Below are 18,314 nucleotides of genomic sequence, written 5' to 3' on the forward strand. Positions count from 1 at the left end.
ACCGCACGATGATGATCGTTCCCGCGTACTGGGCCGAAGCCCGCCTGCAGGCCCGTTTCCGTGGCCGGCCGGTGGTCGTGCGCCGCTTCGGCTGGTCCGACGAGGGCCCTGCAGAGGCGCAGGCGCATGCCGACCGCCGCGCCAACGAGGCACTCAACGCGATCCTCGCTGGCCAGGCGCTGCCGCGGCGCGAAATCCGCAGCAACTACGGCGTGGAGGGCGTACCGATCCGCGAGCAGATCGTGCAGCGCGATGGCGATGTCATCATCACCCGCAACAGCTACGGCGCACTGTGCCTCAACAGCCCCGACGTGCTGTTCGCCGATATCGATCATGCGCAGCCACCGGCCGGTTGCGTGATACCGGCGATCGTCGCTGCGGTCGTGCTGCTTGCCGGTGCGGTCATCGGCACCCTGCTCTGGCACTGGCTGGTGGGCTTGGTCCTGGGCGTGGCGGCAGTGCTGCTGGTCAACGCGGCAGTGCTGATGCGGCGGAAGCAACGCCTGGCCGCCGCCGGCGGCGTTGAAGGACTTGCGTTGAAGCGCGTGGAGGCCTTCAGCGCACAGCACCCCGATTGGCACCTGCGTGCCTACCGCACGCCGGCCGGGCTGCGCGTGCTGGCGATGCATGCCACGTTCTCACCCGAAGACGAGCAGCTCCAGTCATTCTTCAAGGCACTGGGCACCGACACCCTGTACGCGCGCATGTGCCGGCTGCAGCATTGCTTCCGTGCGCGACTGACACCGAAGCCGTGGCGCGTCGGCCTGCGTTATCGCATCCGGCCGCCAGTGGCCGCGTGGTCAGCCGAACAGGCCAACAACCCGGACCGGTTGGCCTGGATTGCCGACTATGAAAGGAAGAGTGCCGGCTTTGCCGCGTGCACCTACCTGCGCAGCTTCGGCGACACTGCCCGCGTGCATGCCAAGGCCGAGCATGTGCGTGACCTGCATGATCGGCTGTCACGCGCGCAGGACCGGTTACCGCTTGCCTGAGCGCAACGGGCGCGCTCAGTCCGCGCCCTGCACGAACGGCTGCCCGGCCAGGGTGGTGCCCAGCCGCACCGCGACCTCTTGACCGTCCTTTCTGAAGGTCGTCGCACACTGCTTTCCGCCCTTCTGGCATCCGACTTCCGGAAAGCCTTCGAGCGACTCAGGCGCGTCCTGAACCGGACCCGCCTGCCACCCTGCCGCATCCATCAGGCGCTTGGCCTTGGCGTAGGGCATGCCGGCGACGATGCCCAGTTGCGCCAGTTCGGAGGGGAGCGACTGAGAATGCAGGCTCGGCGTCATCACCAGCGCCAACACCGCGGCAACACGTTTGGACTTCATTGGTGAAACCCATGGCAGACAACGAAGGCCTGCAGCGTATCGCAGCTTCCGCACGCCATGGCACCCGCATCACATACGGTTACGCAATCGCAACGGCCAATGACACGAGGTCACTCTTCGGATCAGTCAGGTGCTGTTGAGAACCGCCACGGGGGCCTCGCGCGCCGCCCGCCGCGCCGGTACCCAGACAGCCAGCTGCCCCAGGACGAATACCAGCCCGACCCCCAGCACCAGGAACCCGGGATCGATGCGAGGTACCTCGTAGTAGCGCGAAACCCAGACATTCAACGCCAATGCCAGCACACTGCCAGCGAGCGCGCCGACGAAGGTCAGTATCAGGTTCTCGATCATGAAGAAGCTGATCACATCGCGCCTGCGGGCACCCAACGCACGTCGTATGCCGATCTGCGGATAGCGCTTGCGGACCCAAAAGCTGGCCAGCCCATACACGCCGGTGCCGGTCACGATCAACAGCGAGATGCCGGCGCACAGGAAGATGATCGCCATGGTCTGGTCACGCCGGAAGTATTCCGCACGCAGTTCGCTGAAGCGCTGGACCCGGGGCAGCATCCGGTTTGCTTCACGCGCGGCCAGCGCAGTGCTGGCCGAGTCGAGGACCGCAGAAAGCGCGTCCGGCTCGCTGCGCACTGCATACATCACCCGGGTGCCATCGGGAATCAGTGGCAGCAGCAGGCTCATGTCGTTGTCTCCATCGGTCCGCAGCACCGGCCTGGACAGGGTGTCGACGACCCCGACGATGCGCAATGGATGGATACCGTCCGTATACAGGTCGCGGCCCACCGCGTTGGCCGAGCCAAACAGATGACGTGCCAGCGCTGCCGAGACGATGGCTTCACTGGCCTTGTAGAGACCGGCGTAGTCCTGCGCTGCCTCGGTCTGCACGAATGATGCGGCGGAGAAATCACGGCCGGCGACAAGATGCGTGCCCAGTGCCTGCACTGCGCCGGCAGACATCCCATACACTGCGGGCTCCGCTTCGACGATGCCTGCCGTGTCCTGGCCCTGCACCGGCACGTTGGTGAAACCGACGGTCCAGTTGTGCTGGCTCAACGGCAGCGACTCCGCCGCCACCACAGCCTGGACCCCGGCCACGTTACGCAGCACCTGCATGTCTGCCTTGACCGCGGCAGCGGCATTGGCAGCGGCGCTGCCGACGAACTCGGTTTCGATGATGCCAAGCCCCTGCTCCCGCAGCCCGGTGTGGTAGGCGAGTGTTTCCACGCGCTGCGCAAGCAGGAAGGCGATATTGGTGACGCAGGCGGTGGCGATGATCACCTGCAGCAACAGGATGCCGGCCACCAGCCCGTTCTTCTTCATCGCACGGGCAATCAGCGGAATCTGTGAAACGCTCATTCGGCGGCCTTGATCTGCATGGCGACACGGGTGGATGCCGCACGCAGCGCGGGCAGGACGGCGGCGAACAGGCTTGCGATGCAGGCTAACACCGGCGTTGCGATCACCATGGTCGGGTCGATGACTGCGAGGCTGGCATAGTCTTCCGGCTGCATCCGCACCAGTAACAGGCCACCCTGTGCGACCAGTAGACCCACGCCTCCTCCCAGCAACCCGATCATCAGCGCTTCGGTGCACAGCTGCAGGATGATGTCCATGCGGCGGGCCCCTAACGCACGGCGGACTGCGATCTCATGCGTCCGGCGGACGAAACGGGCGAAGATCAGTGCCCCCATGTTGACCAGGCAGACGGCCAGGAATGCCAAGCACAACGCCAGCTGCAACCGCACTTCATCCGGGATGATCCGGCGCTCGACCAGATAACTGCGCAGGCCGTCCAGGTGCGGGGGCGTCTGCCGATCGAAGCGCCCGCGCGCATGCTGGTCCTGCACGTAGTTCTGCAGGAAGTGCAGGTACGCCTGCTGGCCGGCCGGGTCCGGGATCTCGGCCCAGAGTTGGACCCACGCCGTACTGGCGTCGAGCATGCGGTTCGTCGGCGTGTTGCCCGACCAGCCGTACATGCTGTTGGCAACCCGAAGCTGGAGTTCCACCGCGGTCTGCAGCGGAATGAACACATCGTCGCGCCCCTTGAAGGGTTCCTGCTGCAGGTCGGTGTGGAAGCGCGGCCGGGGCACCCAGTCAGCGATCACGCCAACCACCCTGAAGGGCTGCCCATCCAGCTGCAGGGTCCGTCCAACCAGGGAGCTTCCATGGCCGAGCCGCTGCGCCAGCGTGCGGCTGACCACCACGACCCGGGAACGCTGCAGGTCATCGTCCGCAGACCACCAGCGTCCCTGCAGCACCTCCATGTCGAACATCGCCGCTGCGTCCGCATTGGTGTACTGGCCATCAACGAAGAATGCCGTCGGTGCGCCCGGTTGCGGATCCACCAGCAGCCGGCATGCGGCCAGTACCGTCTGCCGCTGCGCAGGTGCATTGCGCAGCAATTCGCTGGCATCGGGCCAGGTCATGGCCACCCGCGGGTCCAGCCCTCCCTTGATCTGGTACCCGGCCGGCAGCGGGTCCAGGAAGGGGTGGAACAGTCGCCCGCTGCGTTCCGGCAGCGGGTCCCAGGACATTGCCCGAACAACGGTGAGCATGGTGACGCTGGCGCCGATGCCCAGCCCCAACGCCAGCACCAGTGCCAGCGTCATGCCTTTGGTTTCCAGCAAGCGGGTTCGTGCAAGCCCTAGGTAGTACGTCATCATCATCATCATGCTCGACAGCTCAATGGAAGAACTTGGCGACGGTGGGAACGACATCCACCGGTTCGATGCTCAACCACGCCGTGCTGTTCTGCGCGCGTGCCCGGCCCTCGATGAGATGCATCAGGCGGAACCGCGAGCGCTGCACCCGTTCGATCGCAGCGCTTGCCTCCTGCGGCGCCCAGCAGCGCGCCAGACCCACCGGAATCTTATTGCAGTTCAGGTCGTCGACGATCCGCTCCAGCGTCAGGTAGCTCAGGCGCTGGGTCGAAGCGCTGTCGATGAACACCGACGCAGTGGCGGACAGGTGAGGCAGGAAATGACCCAGAAGGGCCTGGATGCTGTCAGGGGAATGGTTGAAGTCCGAGAACAGCATGTCGATGCCGCCGTCTAGAGCCGGGGCGGTGGCGATGGTGGCGAAGTCGATGTCCTCGACATGCACCTGCGCGAAGTCCGCGACACCCGCCCAGGCCAACAGCGCACACATAAACGAAGGATAGTCCTGCCCCGGTTCGATGAGCGTGCGCAAGGGCCCTTCCAGCTCGGCCAGGAAGCGCCGCGCGGGATCGCTGGCATAGTGCGATCCATTGTCGTAGCTGTGCAGGACACCGGTCTCGTTCTCCTTCAGTGCGGCGGCGATCCAGGCCGTAGATACGCCGAAGCCCGTACCGAGTTCCACCACTCTTTGTGGCCGGGCACGCTTGACCAGGCTGTACAGCAGCACGCAGAGATCCTCGCTGCCGTACAGCCAACCCATGCGCTCGCGGATCTCGGAAAGACGCTCAATGCACGTGTGCATGTCGGGCATCATCGCTCCTCGCACTGGAATCATCCGCCGCCAGCCACCTGCCCAGCATCTCCACCATGGCCGGCTCATCCGCAACGGAAAGAAGATAGGGCGAGAATGCATGGAACCGCAGCTGTCCGCCCTCTACGAAGAGCAGCAACTCCCCCGTCTCAGAGCGGAAGGCGCGACGCGCGGCCTGGTTGATGACATGCACGCGCTGGAGATCGATCGGCACCGCCTCGCCCCTGGGGAAGAAGATGCCATGCGCCGACTCACCGCAGAAATAGGACACCAGCGGGACACCCTGCGGCCGCGAAACGAAGAACTGGTGTCGCCGTTTCTCTTCCGGCAGCAGGTTGCGCTCCTGCTTCCAATCGAACAGTGACCACACCGACTTCTGCAGAGGATCGACCAGGCCGCGCAGATCCGGCGCCTCATACCCGATCGAATAGACGAAGTCGGGCGTCTGGATGTCGGCAAGTATCCGCTTGAGCTCGAACCACTGTACGTTCAGCGGCATCAGTGTGCGCGAGACGCCACGCACGCCAGTGTCGTGGCAGACGCTGGCCGCCGATTCGAGCAATGACTGCAGGCGGATGTGCAGCCAACGTGCATCGATTCCACTGTCCCTCAGGAATCCATCCATGTGGGTGTTGGCCAATGAGAACACGCGATTGACCACCCGTGCGCCGATGAACTGCTCGCGCATCGCCGCGCTGGGCTCGAAATCCAGAACCGCTGGCCAGCCTCCAGCGCGAACCATCGGCAGCAGCTCGTCGAGGTGCAGCAGCTCTGCCCCCGACTGCGCCGCCCGGCGCGCGACTGGATCAGCATGATCGGTGTACAACACGATGGTCCGGGCCTTCATTGCTGCCTCCCATAGTCATATTCACGCTTCATGTCCGCCTGCATGTCATCCATCATTCTTCCGATGTCGGCATTGAGCGGCTGGGTACTCATCAGCCGGCTGCTGAGATCCTGCTCGATGAGGAATCCAGCAGCGCATACCGCGAGGCGACGATGGACATGCGCACGGGCTGCAGCGTCGATGTTGTCAGCCACCGTAAGGTGGCTCTTCAGCAACCGATGACAGACGTAGTAGACGAAAACGGCGTGGATGTAGGACGAGTTGGGAATCGGATTGCCCGACCACGGCGACACGACCCGGTGCTGATAGTCGTTGGCAACGAAGAAGCCATTGGCTAGCTCCCACGCGGCAAGGAAGTTGTGGGTGCTCTCATGCATGATGCTTTCCATGCAGGCTTCCACGCTCAGCTCGGGGTGATGGATATTGAGTAGGCGCAGGGAACCAGGCTGGCGCGGCACATGTTCCGATCCGAAACGGCGCGCAACATCGGGCGTCGATTCCTCGGATTTTCGAACCACGATGCGGCGGACGAAGTTGCGGATCACCAGGCCATACAGTGGCTCCGCACGATCAATGCCTGCCAGCGCGCGCGCCAGCTTGTCGAGCACGACCGCCTGCTCCGCCTCATCCAGCGCAAGGCAGGGTTGACTGAGCACGCCGGAACGGGGCTCATGGTGCCTGGCGACCTTGCTGTGCAGATCGACGGCAACGCAATCACCCAGCATTGGCGGTGTTTCCAGCGTCCAGCGCCCCTGCACATCCTTGCGGGCGAGCTGATCGCCCACCGGGCTGTCGACCACCCAATCGCGGCTCTCAAGCAGGTAGCGCGAAGTGGAGCCAGAGGCCAGGTCCAGCAGCGCCTTTTCTCTCTGCACGAGATCATGGATGGCACACAGATTGCGTGCGCTCTCAGCATCCCATGCCATTGCATCGGGGCCGGCTTCCGGCCGCTGCTTGCGAGCGGCGTCAAGCGCCATGTAGCTCTCGCAGAACTCGGAACTGAGCAGTACGCGCGCCTGGCGGTCGGCCGGCAGCGCTTCATAGATGGCATGGATGGAGCGAGCGATGACGCCATGCTCCGCGTTCCCCAGTGCTTCCTGCAGGCGCGTCCGCATGCGTCGCAGGCGGGCCCACATGATGCCTTCCATCACGGCATCCATCCGGGCACCTGTGCGGGTGATCTCCATCAGGCACGCCGGGCGTGCCACATCGGCTTCCAGCGGTTTCAACTGCGCATTCATCGTTGCTCTCCCTGCATCCCGCATCAAAGAGCTGCGGGGGACACCGTCCCCCGCAGGCCGACAGGTCAGACGTTGAAGCGCGTGGCTTCCACGTTCAACTCCGGCTCCTTGACGATATCGTGATGATGGTGCGAACCAATCGAATCGTCGTGGTGGCCGGTGGCCAGCGCTTCCAGGTTGTTGGCGCGCGCGTTGGCCTGGAACTCGGCCATGGCCAGGTCGTCCAGGCTCACGATTGCGGTGGCCTGGTCCAGTGCGCTGGATGCCACCGGAGCCTCGCTTGCCATCACGGCACCGGCTGAAGCGCTTCCGATCACCAGCAGCGTCAGCGCCGACAGCGCCTTGGGCATGTTGCGGTTGTCCTTCATGATGTTGCTCCCTTTGACTGGTTCAGACGTCGAATCGCGCGTTGGACAGGCCCTGGGCCTGTTCCTCGGGCACGGCGTCGTGATGATGATGGGAACCGATGGAATCGGAGTGGTGCCCGCCGGCGAGCGCGATGCCCTGCAGTTCTGCGAACTCGGACATACGCAGCGCATCCAGATCGGCGTTGATCGCGGTGGCTGACTGCAGGCCCTGCTCGGCCGGTGCCGGAAGTGCTGCTGCGCCTGCGGTGCCCGCAGCGCCGGCAATGATCAGAGTAAGCGAGGAAAGCGCGGTGGTTTTGATGCGATTGCTCATAACTAACCTTTCTCCAGAGTGATGGACTTTCAGGCAACTACGAGTCGCGCTCCGTCCGTCGTGCACGAACGTCGGACCGCGATCGATTAATGCCAGTGTCGGAGAAGGGGAGCAAACGCGCTGCTGTGCGCTGCACAGCAGCGGCGAAGGTGCAGGCCTGTCGCACCGCGCGACCGCCTGGCAGCACGACACTGCCGGTGCTGGATCAGAGATAGGTTTCGGCGTTTTCCATCAGCGCGACAACGCTCGCAAGGAACGATACCGGCAGGTGCTTGGAGAGCTCGAGCATCTTCTCCTCCAGTCTTGCCCTGGACCCGCGCACCACGGGTTCGGCGGGAGGGGTTTCCCCCTGGGCCAGCCAGGCAAAGTCCACACCCAGCGCCCCGCTCATCATGTGCAGGTGGTCGAGCGTGGGCGTAAATCCTTCCTCACGCTCCCAATGCGCGACAGTGGCACGGTTCACGCCGAGGCGGCGTGCCATTTCGGTCTGTGACAAACCACAGTTGGCACGGGCCAATCTGATTCGTGAAGAGATCGTGCTGACATCCATGGGGCGGCGAAACTCCCTGATCTACCCATGAAGTCCAAGGACGGGCAGGAACCCCGAGTGTCAAACATGATCCAGAGCGAGTCAACGCAGATGCGACGCATTCTGTGAACACTGCATCCGTCCGTCGCCTGTTCAGCGACCGCGCTGGCGCTCGATTTCCGCGTGCAGTCCCTGCAGCTGCGCCAAGTACCGCTGGAAAACGCCCAGATCCTCCTCGACCAGGCGTGACCAGTCGGGCTTCGCATTCAGCAACTGCTCGACCTGCTGCTGCGGCGGGCGATCAAACCCCTCGCCCAGGACTGCCAGGTAGCGCTCCCTGAATCCCTCCGGATCCTGCTGGTCTTGTGCGAAGAGCTGCACCGCAATCAGTCCGGCATACAGGTAATTGGCCAGGTAAAGCGGATCCTCATACATCAGCCGCTTGGATACCCAGGTGCTGCGCAGCTCGGGATACTGCTCCGATGCGCCCCCGTACCTGCCCAGTACCTTCATCGTCAGCGCATCAAGCGCGTCTGCGTTGCCAACCTCATCGGCGGCCACTTCCTGATAGATGGACTGTTCCAGATCGGCCTCTTCAGACGATACGAACAGCTGCAGGATGATGTCATCGAGCAACGACTTCAGGTAATACGCCTTGGCACGTGGATCACTGGCCTGCCGGTAGAGCTGATCGCGGAACTTCAGCTCGTTGTAGATGGCGAAGGCCTCGGTCAACCACTTGTTGCCGTTGCGCTGGAATGATGATGCGCCGCCGCGCTGCATCCACTGGCCATGCATGGCATGGCCGGCTTCGTGAGCGATCTGGACATCCCCCTCCAGATCGCCCTGGCGATGGCCGACGAACAGCAACGAAGGCACGCCGGGGGCGCTGATCGAAAACGCATCCATCGCGCGCCGCCCTGCCGATCCGCCCAGATCCATGCGTCCACCCGCAGGATCGAGCAGCCCGCGCAGCCCTGTCACGTAGTCCGGCCCCAGCACCTGCATCGATGCCGCCGCCGCATCACGCAACTGCGCCAGGTCAAGCGGCGGAGGGATATAGCCCGCGTCAGGCAGGTCCATGTCCCAGATCTGCGGAGAGGCCTGGCCCATGTGCTCAAGATGGGTCAACTGCATCTGCTGATAGTTCCGTCGCAGCGGCGCGTGGCGCGCTACCGCTGCCAGTGTCGCGTCGACGGCGGCCTGATCCAGGCCCATGTGCCGGTAGCTGCGGTCAGGCGCAGTTCCATCGCCCTGCAGTTTAGACGCTTGCTCGTTGAGGCGGGCCAGGCCCAGCAGCACCGTTGCCATTTCGCTGCGCCGCGACGCCATTCCCTGCCAGTAGGCACGCCATGCCGCTTCGCGCACTGAACGATCCGGCAGGCGGGAAAGGGCTCGCGCGTCGGTGCGACTGTCGAGCGTGCGGCCTTCATGCTCGAAGCGCGCAAAGGGCGCCGACTGCAGCAGCTGCCGATGCAGTCGCCCGAAGCTGTCCAGCGCCGGGTCGGCCAACGTGTCAACTGCATCCGCCAGCGCTGCATTGGCCGGCTGCACATCCTCCCGCAACGCCCGTTCACGCAGGTCGGCATGCGGCCCGATCCAGGCAGCGTGCGCGGGCGCATCACGCAATGCCTGCTTGGCAATGGCCGCGATGCGTCCACATGTGCTGGCGACTTCGCCCTGGGTGTTGGCCAGCCGGGCATCATCGGCATTGCGCGCTGCCTGAAGATGCAGGTAGCCATGGTGCCGGAGGCACTTGCCATACAGCTGCTCGGCCTGCTGGAACCGCACGTCTGGCGGCGCCTGAAGGGCCTTGAGGGCATGGGTCCTGCGCTCGAGGTTCTGCCATGCCGCACGTTCAACAGAGTCGCTGCCAAAGTAGCTGTGGTCATCTGCCCGCAGGGCCTGCGCTTCCATTCCGTGTGTCATCCCGGCCAACAGCGTCGCGATGACGAAAGTGATGACGCGCGTCCCATTGCGATGCATCGCTGTCTCCTGATCGGTTTCCTCTCCCAGCTTAACAGCCCGGGTGGACTCGGATGCCGCTTGGCACGTGGCTTCCCGATTCCCGATTGCGCTTCCGGATCGAGCCCGTCTGTCCACTCACATACCGATACAACAAGGCCGCCCGGAGGCGGCCTTGGCGTTCTTCACTTGGCGTTCTTCACGTAGGTATCGAACCAGTTCAGCATTTCCGCAACCAGCTGTTCGTTCGATTCCAGCGCGGTGTACCAGTGCGGCTCATTCGGCAGCATCACCAGACGGGTGGTACCGCCATTGCCACGGATCGCCTGGTACAGCTTGCGCGACTGGAACGGCTCGGTGCCCGGGTTGGCGTCGTCCTCGCCGTGGACCAGCAGCAGCGGTAGCTTGATCTTGTCGGCATAGAAGAACGGCGAGGCCTTCAGGTAGACATCCTGCGCCTGCCACACCGAGCGACGCTCGTTCTGGAAGCCGAACGGGGTAAAGGTCTTGTTGTACGAACCGCTGGTCGCCACGCCCGCCTTGAACAGCGTGGTGTGCGCGATCAGGTTGGCGGTCATCAGGCCGCCGTGGCTGTGGCCGGTCACGCCGATGCGGTTGCGGTCGACCACGCCCATGTCCACCGCCTTGTCGACCGCCGCCTTGGCATCGGCTTCCAGCTGCTCCAGGTAGGTGTCGTAGGCGTTCTTCGGATCACCCACGATCGGGAACGAGGCATTGTCGATGATCGCGTAGCCGGCCAGCAGCATCAGCCGGTACGACTGCAGACGGGTAAAGGTCTGCTGCGAACCGGACACCTGCCCCGCCTGCGCGGCGTTGGCGAAGTCGGCCGGATAGGCGTACAGGATGGCCGGCACGCGCTGGCCTTCCTTGTAGCCCGGCGGCGTGTACAACGTGAACGACAGGTCCACGCCGTCGGCGCGCTTGTAGGTCACCAGCTGCTTCTTGATCTGGCGCACTTCCGGGGTCGGGTCGATCAGTTTGGTCAGCGCGGTGGCGGTGGACGCGAACTGCGCCTCGCCGGCCTTCGCGTCGGCCACCGCCTCACCCTGCTGGCGGATGAAGGCATTCGGCGGATCGATCACCGACTGGTGCCAGGTCAGGTAGCGGCCCGGCGTGTTGCTGAAGCCGAGAAACTGCTCGTAGGCGTCGGCACTGCTGCGGAACAGGCGCTCGCTCTTCAGCGTGCCCAGGTCCAGACGGTCGAGGAACGGGCGGTCGCCCTGTGGCGACGCACCGCGGCCACTGAGGAACACATGGTTGCCCTCGCGGCGCACGACCTGCGCGCCATTCGGCAGGCGGGTGAACACCAGGTTGCCGGGGTTGGCGTACAGCTCGTCGCTGGACATGTCCCACAGCAGGCGGCCTTCCTGCTTCGGCTGGTCCACATCGACGATGCGGGTCTGCATCCAGTGGCGGTTCTCGTCGTTTTCGTACTGGAACGCCACGGCCGGATCGGCGGTCCACGCGTAGCCTTCGAAGCGCTGTGCGGTACGGGTGATCTCGACCGGCTTGCCGTTGAACGGCGCCTTCAGCATCAGCACGCGATCGCGATGCGGCACGTTGACCTTCCAGTCGCCCTTGTCCAGCGCTTCGGCATAGACCAGGGTGGCCGGATCAGTGGCACGCCAGTCGAAACCACGCGGACCTTCCGGCACCCCATGCACCGGCACGCGGTCGGCCAGCGGCAGGCTGGCAATCGGCGCGCTGCGGCCATTGCTGATATCCAGCACGGCCACGTCATTGGCAAAACGCTGGTAGGTCACCGCGTGCGAATACGGTGCCTTGATCGATTCGGTCAGCACGTGCACGCCATCGGGTGCGGCACTGACCTCGTTGAACAGTGCCGGCTGGCCGACCGGACGCACGCTGTTGGCGGTGGTATCGACCACGGCCAGCTGCGACGCAGCGTAGTAGGCGAACAGCTTTTCGTCGTGCACGCTGGTCAGCGTGTCGCGGGCTTCGTAGGTACTGCTTTCGCCGCTGCTGCCCAGCGACTCCTGCGCGTCCGGGCCGGTCGGCACGCCGCCATTGGAGGGCGCCGGGCCCTGGTTGGCCGGCACCAGCTTCACCAGCAGGTTGCGGGTGCCGCCCAGCCACTGCACGGTGGAACCGAAGATCGGGTTCAGCTGCACGTTCGGCACCTGCTTCACCTGCCCGGTCGCCGCATCGCCCACCCACAACTGCACGCTGGTATCGACCGCGTTCTGGAACGCGAACTGGCTGCCATCGGCCGACCACAGCGCACCGGTGGCGCAGCCCTGCGGCAGGTTGACCTTGGTCTCCTTGCCAGTGCCGATGTCGACCAGGGTGAAGTCGGCCACGCAGGCCGGAATGCCATAGCCGCCGGGGGTGTCATGGCGGCTGCGGTTCTTGGGCTCCAAGCGCACGCCCGCCAGCTTCAGGTACGGCTGGGCAACGCGGCTGATCGATGGGTAGGTCTGCGCGGTGGTCAGCAACAGGCGCTGGCCGCCCGGAGCCACGTTCGGCGTCGGCGGCGGTGGTGCCTTCAGCACCTTGAGCAGGTGCTCCGGCGGCTTCGCGTAGTCGGCAAGCGCCGGGCCAGCGGCCAGCAGGCCGACGGTGGCAACGGCAACGGCCGCCGCCAGAGAGGTTCGACGGATCAGCATCATTATCCCCTGGGTGTGAATGGGTACCCGGAATCGGGCATGAACCCGAATCTAGCACCGCAGGGGTTGTGGTGAATGGGCCGGAAGGGCTAGTGGCCGGATGGGGCAAAGCGCCACACCGGCAGGCGCCGGCCGCAGGCGCCTGCCAGGCATGGCCCGGCACTACTGCTGGGCATGCAGGTCCCAGGTGGCCAGGTAGTCCGGGTCGACCACGATCATGCCGCTGCTGCGCATGCAGTACTCGCCCGGTTCGGCGGGGAGGTAGTGGTCGAGCATCGGCGGCAGATAGCGCTCATGGCCGTCATTCTCGTCCGCCAGCACCACGCCTTCGTCGGCGCTGATGCGCAGCACGGTACCGGCGTACTGCTCCAGCCCCTGCACCTGGCCGTCACCGCCATAGCGGGTGACGCCCACCAGCACCACCTTGCCGATCATTTCCTCGACCTTGGCATCGTCCAAGGGCGGCAGCATGGGAGTGAATTCATCGCTCATCGGTGCACCTCCGTAGCCTGCTGGACATCGTGGATGAGGTTTCCGCTTCGCAGTGCGGGCATCGCTGGCGGCGGGGCAACTGCCCTGCCTGGACTACCCGCATGGGGAGCGCCAGCACGCCCTGAACCCGAGGGTTCGTGACACCGATGCTGCCACCACGGACGGAACGGACAGGTGAAGGCCGAGCCCGCTCGATCGGGCCGCCGGGTTGCCCCTGCACCCACGCTAGAATGCGGGCATGCGCACCGTACATGCCCTCCGCTATATCACCCCGCTACGCGAAGGCGGCTCCCTGCCCGCCGTGGTCGAGACCGACGACGACGGCATGGCCGTGCTGAAGTTCCGCGGCGCCGGCCAGGGCCCGAAAGCACTGATTGCCGAACTGATCGCCGGCGAAATGGCACGCACGCTGGGCCTGCCGATTCCGGAAATCCTGTTCGTCGAGCTGGACCGCGAGTTCGCTCGCACCGAGCCTGACCCGGAGATCCAGGAACTGATCCGTGCCAGCGAAGGCCTGAACCTGGGCCTGGACTACCTGCCGGGTGCGATCAACTACGATCCGGCGGCGATGCCGGTGGACGCCGACCTGGCCTCGCGCATCGTCTGGTTCGATGCGTTCACCAGCAACGTGGATCGCACCACGCGCAACCCCAACCTGATGGTATGGCACCGCAAGCTGTACCTGATCGACCACGGCGCGGCGATGTACTTCCACCACGACTGGGCCAATGCCGGTGACGCCTGCGAGAAGCCGTTCGTGTTGATCCGCGACCATGTGCTGCTGTCGTTCGCCAGCCGTATTGCCGAGGTGGATGCAGAACTGGCTGCGCGCCTGACCGATGCCGAAATCGAGCGCATCGTCGGCCTGGTGCCGGACAGCTGGCTGGTGGACGAACCAGCGTTCGACAGCCCGCAGGACTATCGCCAGGGCTACATCTCCTATCTCAGGCACCGATTGAAAGTGCGTGCAGTGTTCGTGCAGGAGGCCATCCGTGCCCACGCTGCACACGTATGACTATGCGGTCATCCGCGTGGTACCGCGGGTGGAACGCGAGGAGTTCATCAACGTCGGAGTGATCGTCTCCTGCCCCGTCGCGCGCCATCTGGAAGCGGCCATCGAGATCGATCCCGGGCGCCTGCGCGCCTTCGCCCCAACGTTGGACCAAGAGGCATTGCAGCCGTGGCTGGATGCGATCGTGGCGATCTGCCGCGGCGATGCCAGCGCTGGGCCGATCGCGCAGCTGCCGGCGCGCGCACGGTTCCACTTCCTCACCGCCAAGCGCAGCTCGGTCGTGCAGATGTCGAGCACGCATGTGGGGCGCACTGCGAACCCGGCGGGTGTGGTGGAACACCTGATGACGAAGATGGTGCGGGTCCCGGCACCATCCGAGTGACGTCGATCGGGTAGAGTCGACCGCTGGTCGACTGCCGTTCGCAGGAAGATCGAAGAGCCTGCGTTCCGCGAGATGGCCGACTGAGAGTCGACTCTACCAAGCCGCTTTCGAGCCATGCACCTTCGCTACAGTGGCAGCCGTCGAACGATGTAGTTGACCACATTGCCGATCGCATCCGGATCGACATTGGCCAGGCCGACGACCACATAGCCCTGCGCGGGCAGCACCACGATGGCGCTGTTCGATCCAGGCGCACCGCCTTCGTGGCCGTACTGATGTTCTCTACCCTCGCCCTGCACCACGAAACCAAAGCCATACCAGCCCTTGTGGTTCTGCGCCGTCGTAGCCTGCTGCAGCAATGCAGGTGAGACCAGCTTCCCGCTTTGCAGCGCCTCGGCAAACTTCATCATATCGGCCACCGTGCTGTACCCACCACCGGCCGACATGCCGCGCCAGGGCAGCGACTTCGTTTCACGGACCCATTGCCCATCGTGCTTCGTGTAGGCGATGGCACGCTTTGGAACGCTCGCTGTTTCCGGTTCGAAGCCGGTGCCGGTCATGCCCGCCGGGCGCAGGATGTGCTCCTCCACATAAGCGTAGTACGACTGCCCCGAAACCACCTCGATGATGCGTCCCAGTACGATGTAGCCATAGTTGGAATAGCTGTCCTGGCTGCCCGGCGTGAACTGCGGTGCATCCTTGGCGAAGCGCTGCACGTAGTCATCTAGCGTCTTCAGCGACGCGGAAGAATGTTCGAAGTCATCGCCGAAGAAATCGCCCAGGCCACTGGTGTGCGACAGCAGTTGACGCACGGTCACGGTGTTGGCGACGGCCTTGTTCGGATAGTCCGACAGGTACTTGCCGATCGTTTCATCGAGACTGAGCCTGCCGGTCTGCATCAGCTGCAGGATGGCTACGGCGGTAAACATCTTGTTGGAGGACGCGAGGCGGAATTGCGTATCCACGCCCACTGGAATTCCAGCGGCACGATCGGCATCACCACCGCGCCAGTCCAGAAGGACCCTGCCGTTCTGTGCGACCCGCAATGCCCCCGACAGCGCGTCCTGCGCCCGCAGCGCCTCCAGCCTCGTCGCGGCATCGGCCATCAGGGCAGGCACTGCAACCCGTGCCGGCTTGTACTTGTCCGGCGTTTCAGTTCCCTCGATCTGGAACTGCTTCAGGAGCGACGGATTGGCCGGGTCCATGACAGCCGTCACCCACATCGCTCGTTCGCTCAGCTCGCCCATCACCAGCAGCTTCGCTTGGCCGGGGGCGCTCTCGATTGCTTCCAGCACGCGCAGCGCGCCTGTGCTCCCGCGGAATTCGAGATAGTCCCCAGGACCGCTGCCATCCTTCTTCGCATACCTGTCGGCGAAGGCTTGCAATGCCTCGAGGCTGCCTGCATTGAAGGCCGCAAGCCAGTCATCGATGGCCTCCTGCGCACGTGGTTGTTGGCGCTCGGAAGACGCTGCGCCAACTGCCGGAAACGCCGATGTGGCAACCAGGACCAAACAGGCCAGCGCATTGCAGAGAAACAGGCTTCCAACAACCCTCATGGCAGTTCCTTTGCGGGTATCCCTGGGCGCATCCTAGACGATGGATCGGCCCGCCGCATCCTCGCTAGGGACTCTGCCGCAACACCTCGACGGTGACGCATGGGAACACGGGAATACTGATCGATGCCACGCTATCGCCTTGCCATCGTCTGCTCAGTGAATCGCGCCACGCAGAAGTCCAGGAAGCTGCGCAGCTTGGGCGTCAGCTGGCGGTCGCGCGGGTACACCAGGTTGATCCACGTTGATACCGGCACATGGTCTGGCAGCACTTCCACCAGTTCACCACGCACCAGCGCAGCGGCAAGCATTTCGTAGGGCTGCAGGATCAACCCCAGACCACCCACGGCCGCTGTCAGCAGCGGCTCGGCCTGGTTGACCATGAATCGGCTGGACACCGGGACGGTCAGCACGCTGCCATCGGCATCGCGGAAACTCCAGCGCGTGCGGATGATCGAATGCGCGAAGCCCAGGCACTCGTGCCGGCTCAGGTCATTGGGATGGGTGATGGCCGGGCGCGAAGCCAGATAGTCCGGCGAGGCACACAGGACCAGCGGATAGGGCCCAAGCCGCCGTGCCACCAGCCCGCTGTCGGCCAGATCACCGGTACGGAACACCAGGTCGTAGCCGTCCTCGACGATGTCCACCAGGCTGTTGGACAGGTTCAGATCAACCTGCACGTCCGGGTACTGCTGCATGTAGGCCACCACCGCCGGGCCCAGTGCGTGCACGCCGAAGGTGACCGGCGCGCTGATGCGCAGGCGCCCCATCGGCCGTCCACGCGCCACTTCTGCCAATTGCTCGGCGCCCTCCACTTCCTCCAGGATCACCCGTGCCCGCGCCAGATAGGCCTGGCCGAAGTCGGTCAGGCTCTGCTTGCGCGTGGTGCGGTTGAGCAGGCGCACGCCCAGGTGTTGTTCCAGCGACTGCACGTGTTTGCCGACCAGCTGCGGCGACAGGTCCAGCGCCTCGGCGGCAGCAGCGAAGGAACCGACCTCGGCCACTTTGACGAAGGTCCGCAGGGGAGCGATCAGGTCCATTGCAAACAATTGTTTTTTAATGAAACACCAGATTACCCCTTATTCTGGAGGCAGGCCACGCGCACAGTAGCGTCCACCTTTCTGCCGGCCCCAGCGCCGGCCTTGCCGAGGAGCCCCCATGAGCCAGGTTGTCCGCATCCATGAATATGGCAGCGCCGATGTGCTGCGCATTGACGACATCGATGTTCCCGCCCCCGCCGCCGACGAGGTCCAGATCCGGGTCAAGGCCATCGGCCTGAACCGTGCCGAGGTGATGTTCCGCAACGGCGCCTATCTGCAGGAGGCGCAGTTCCCCAGCCGGCTGGGCTATGAAGCGGCCGGTGTGGTCGAGGCGGCCGGCAGTGCGGTGAGCGGGTTCGCTGCTGGCGATGCGGTGAGCGTGGTGCCGCCGCTGGATATCGCCCGCTGGGGCACCTATGGCGAGCTGGCCAACGTGCCGGCACGACTGGTAGTCAGGCACCCGCAGGCGCTGGGCTTCGAAACGGCCGCCGCAGTGTGGATGCAGTACGTCACCGCCTGGGGCGCACTGCTGGAACAGGCGCAGCTGACCGCCGGGGATTTCGTCATCATCACCGCTGCCAGCAGCAGCGTCGGCCTGGCCGCGATCCAGATCGCCAATGCGGTAGGTGCCACGCCGATTGCGGTCACCCGTGGCCCGGGCAAGCGCCAGGCGTTGCTCGATGCCGGTGCCGCCCATGTCATCGCCACCCAGGAGCAGGATCTGGCAGCCGAGGTGGCGCGCATCACCGGCGATGCCGGCGCCCGCGTGGTGTTCGACCCGATCGGTGGCCCGCAGTTCGTGCCGCTGACCGAGGCGATGGCCCGTGGCGGCATCCTGCTGGAATACGGCGCGCTGAGCAGCGAACCCACCCCGTTCCCGTTGTTCAACGTGCTGGGCAAGTCGCTGACGCTGAAGGGCTACCTGTACTCGGAAATCGTCTCCGACGATGCCGCGCTGGCACGCGCCAAGGCGTTCATCGTCGATGGCCTGGACAAGGGCATGCTGGCGCCGAAGATCGCGAAGGTGTTCCCCTTCGCACAGATCCAGGACGCCCACCGCTACCTGGAATCGAACGAACAGATCGGCAAAGTGGTGGTGACCCTGTAAAC

General features: G+C 64.7%; 18 protein-coding genes. 4 read left to right on the forward strand and 14 right to left on the reverse strand.

Annotation, left to right across the window (positions count from 1 at the left end):
* The first annotated feature begins 8 nt into the window (after positions 1-8).
* Positions 9-992, forward strand: a complete 984-nt coding sequence (locus NSQ78_RS14000; RefSeq protein WP_064239666.1) for a hypothetical protein — start codon at positions 9-11, stop codon at positions 990-992.
* A 15-nt stretch (positions 993-1,007) separates the two neighbouring features.
* Here the strand turns inward: NSQ78_RS14000 and NSQ78_RS14005 are convergent, their stop codons facing one another.
* From NSQ78_RS14005 to NSQ78_RS14060, 12 genes are all read right to left on the reverse strand, one after another.
* Positions 1,008-1,328 (reverse strand): hypothetical protein, encoded by a 321-nt coding sequence (locus NSQ78_RS14005; RefSeq protein WP_064238826.1) that lies wholly within the window; start codon positions 1,326-1,328, stop codon positions 1,008-1,010.
* Between the two features lie 126 nt (positions 1,329-1,454).
* Positions 1,455-2,702, reverse strand: a complete 1,248-nt coding sequence (locus NSQ78_RS14010; protein WP_064238827.1) for an FtsX-like permease family protein — start codon at positions 2,700-2,702, stop codon at positions 1,455-1,457.
* Positions 2,699-3,955, reverse strand: coding sequence for an ABC transporter permease (locus NSQ78_RS14015; protein ID WP_339206496.1), 1,257 nt, complete (start codon positions 3,953-3,955; stop codon positions 2,699-2,701). The genes NSQ78_RS14010 and NSQ78_RS14015 overlap by 4 nt, the downstream gene beginning before the upstream one ends.
* 73 nt (positions 3,956-4,028) lie before the next feature.
* Complete coding sequence (locus tag NSQ78_RS14020) at positions 4,029-4,805, reverse strand: class I SAM-dependent methyltransferase (protein WP_162272196.1); 777 nt, start codon at positions 4,803-4,805, stop codon at positions 4,029-4,031.
* Entirely contained in the window at positions 4,789-5,661 is an 873-nt protein-coding gene (locus tag NSQ78_RS14025) for a hypothetical protein (protein WP_064238829.1), read from the reverse strand. The genes NSQ78_RS14020 and NSQ78_RS14025 overlap by 17 nt, the downstream gene beginning before the upstream one ends.
* Positions 5,658-6,902 (reverse strand): hypothetical protein, encoded by a 1,245-nt coding sequence (locus tag NSQ78_RS14030; protein ID WP_064238830.1) that lies wholly within the window; start codon positions 6,900-6,902, stop codon positions 5,658-5,660. Before NSQ78_RS14030 ends, NSQ78_RS14025 begins: the two co-directional genes overlap by 4 nt.
* A 65-nt stretch (positions 6,903-6,967) precedes the next feature.
* Positions 6,968-7,270 carry a hypothetical protein gene (locus NSQ78_RS14035; protein WP_064238831.1) on the reverse strand — a complete coding sequence of 101 codons (303 nt, stop codon included), beginning with the start codon at positions 7,268-7,270 and terminating at the stop codon, positions 6,968-6,970.
* Between the two features lie 22 nt (positions 7,271-7,292).
* On the reverse strand, positions 7,293-7,583 hold the full coding sequence (locus NSQ78_RS14040) for a hypothetical protein (RefSeq protein ID WP_061480052.1): 291 nt from the start codon (positions 7,581-7,583) through the stop codon (positions 7,293-7,295).
* 205 nt (positions 7,584-7,788) lie between these two features.
* The gene (locus NSQ78_RS14045) at positions 7,789-8,133 is read right to left on the reverse strand and encodes a helix-turn-helix transcriptional regulator (protein WP_064238832.1); all 345 of its coding nucleotides are present in this window, start codon (positions 8,131-8,133) and stop codon (positions 7,789-7,791) included.
* Positions 8,134-8,265: 132 nt separating this feature from the next.
* A complete protein-coding gene (locus tag NSQ78_RS14050) occupies positions 8,266-10,041 on the reverse strand; it encodes a M3 family metallopeptidase (protein ID WP_223224839.1) in 1,776 nt (591 codons plus the stop codon).
* A gap of 221 nt (positions 10,042-10,262) precedes the next feature.
* A complete protein-coding gene (locus tag NSQ78_RS14055) occupies positions 10,263-12,725 on the reverse strand; it encodes a prolyl oligopeptidase family serine peptidase (protein WP_064239668.1) in 2,463 nt (820 codons plus the stop codon).
* A 162-nt stretch (positions 12,726-12,887) separates the two neighbouring features.
* A complete protein-coding gene (locus NSQ78_RS14060) occupies positions 12,888-13,217 on the reverse strand; it encodes a hypothetical protein (protein WP_049465874.1) in 330 nt (109 codons plus the stop codon).
* Between the two features lie 238 nt (positions 13,218-13,455).
* Between NSQ78_RS14060 and NSQ78_RS14065 the strand changes: the two genes are divergently transcribed.
* Complete coding sequence (locus NSQ78_RS14065) at positions 13,456-14,232, forward strand: HipA family kinase (protein WP_053460795.1); 777 nt, start codon at positions 13,456-13,458, stop codon at positions 14,230-14,232.
* The gene (locus NSQ78_RS14070) at positions 14,210-14,611 is read left to right on the forward strand and encodes a DUF3037 domain-containing protein (RefSeq protein WP_064238834.1); all 402 of its coding nucleotides are present in this window, start codon (positions 14,210-14,212) and stop codon (positions 14,609-14,611) included. Before NSQ78_RS14065 ends, NSQ78_RS14070 begins: the two co-directional genes overlap by 23 nt.
* 125 nt (positions 14,612-14,736) lie before the next feature.
* Here the strand turns inward: NSQ78_RS14070 and NSQ78_RS14075 are convergent, their stop codons facing one another.
* Both NSQ78_RS14075 and NSQ78_RS14080 read right to left on the reverse strand, forming a co-directional pair.
* Positions 14,737-16,167, reverse strand: coding sequence for a serine hydrolase domain-containing protein (locus NSQ78_RS14075; protein ID WP_064238835.1), 1,431 nt, complete (start codon positions 16,165-16,167; stop codon positions 14,737-14,739).
* 131 nt (positions 16,168-16,298) lie between these two features.
* Positions 16,299-17,204: a LysR family transcriptional regulator gene (locus NSQ78_RS14080; RefSeq protein WP_053460798.1), complete on the reverse strand. Its 906-nt coding sequence runs from the start codon at positions 17,202-17,204 to the stop codon at positions 16,299-16,301.
* Between the two features lie 118 nt (positions 17,205-17,322).
* On the opposite strand from NSQ78_RS14080, the gene NSQ78_RS14085 reads away from it, so the two are divergent.
* On the forward strand, positions 17,323-18,312 hold the full coding sequence (locus tag NSQ78_RS14085) for a zinc-dependent alcohol dehydrogenase family protein (RefSeq protein ID WP_064238837.1): 990 nt from the start codon (positions 17,323-17,325) through the stop codon (positions 18,310-18,312).
* The last annotated feature ends 2 nt before the right edge of the window (positions 18,313-18,314 follow it).

This window comes from Stenotrophomonas sp. FSL W7-1447 (genome assembly GCF_037966425.1).
Lineage (GTDB): Bacteria > Pseudomonadota > Gammaproteobacteria > Xanthomonadales > Xanthomonadaceae > Stenotrophomonas > Stenotrophomonas pavanii.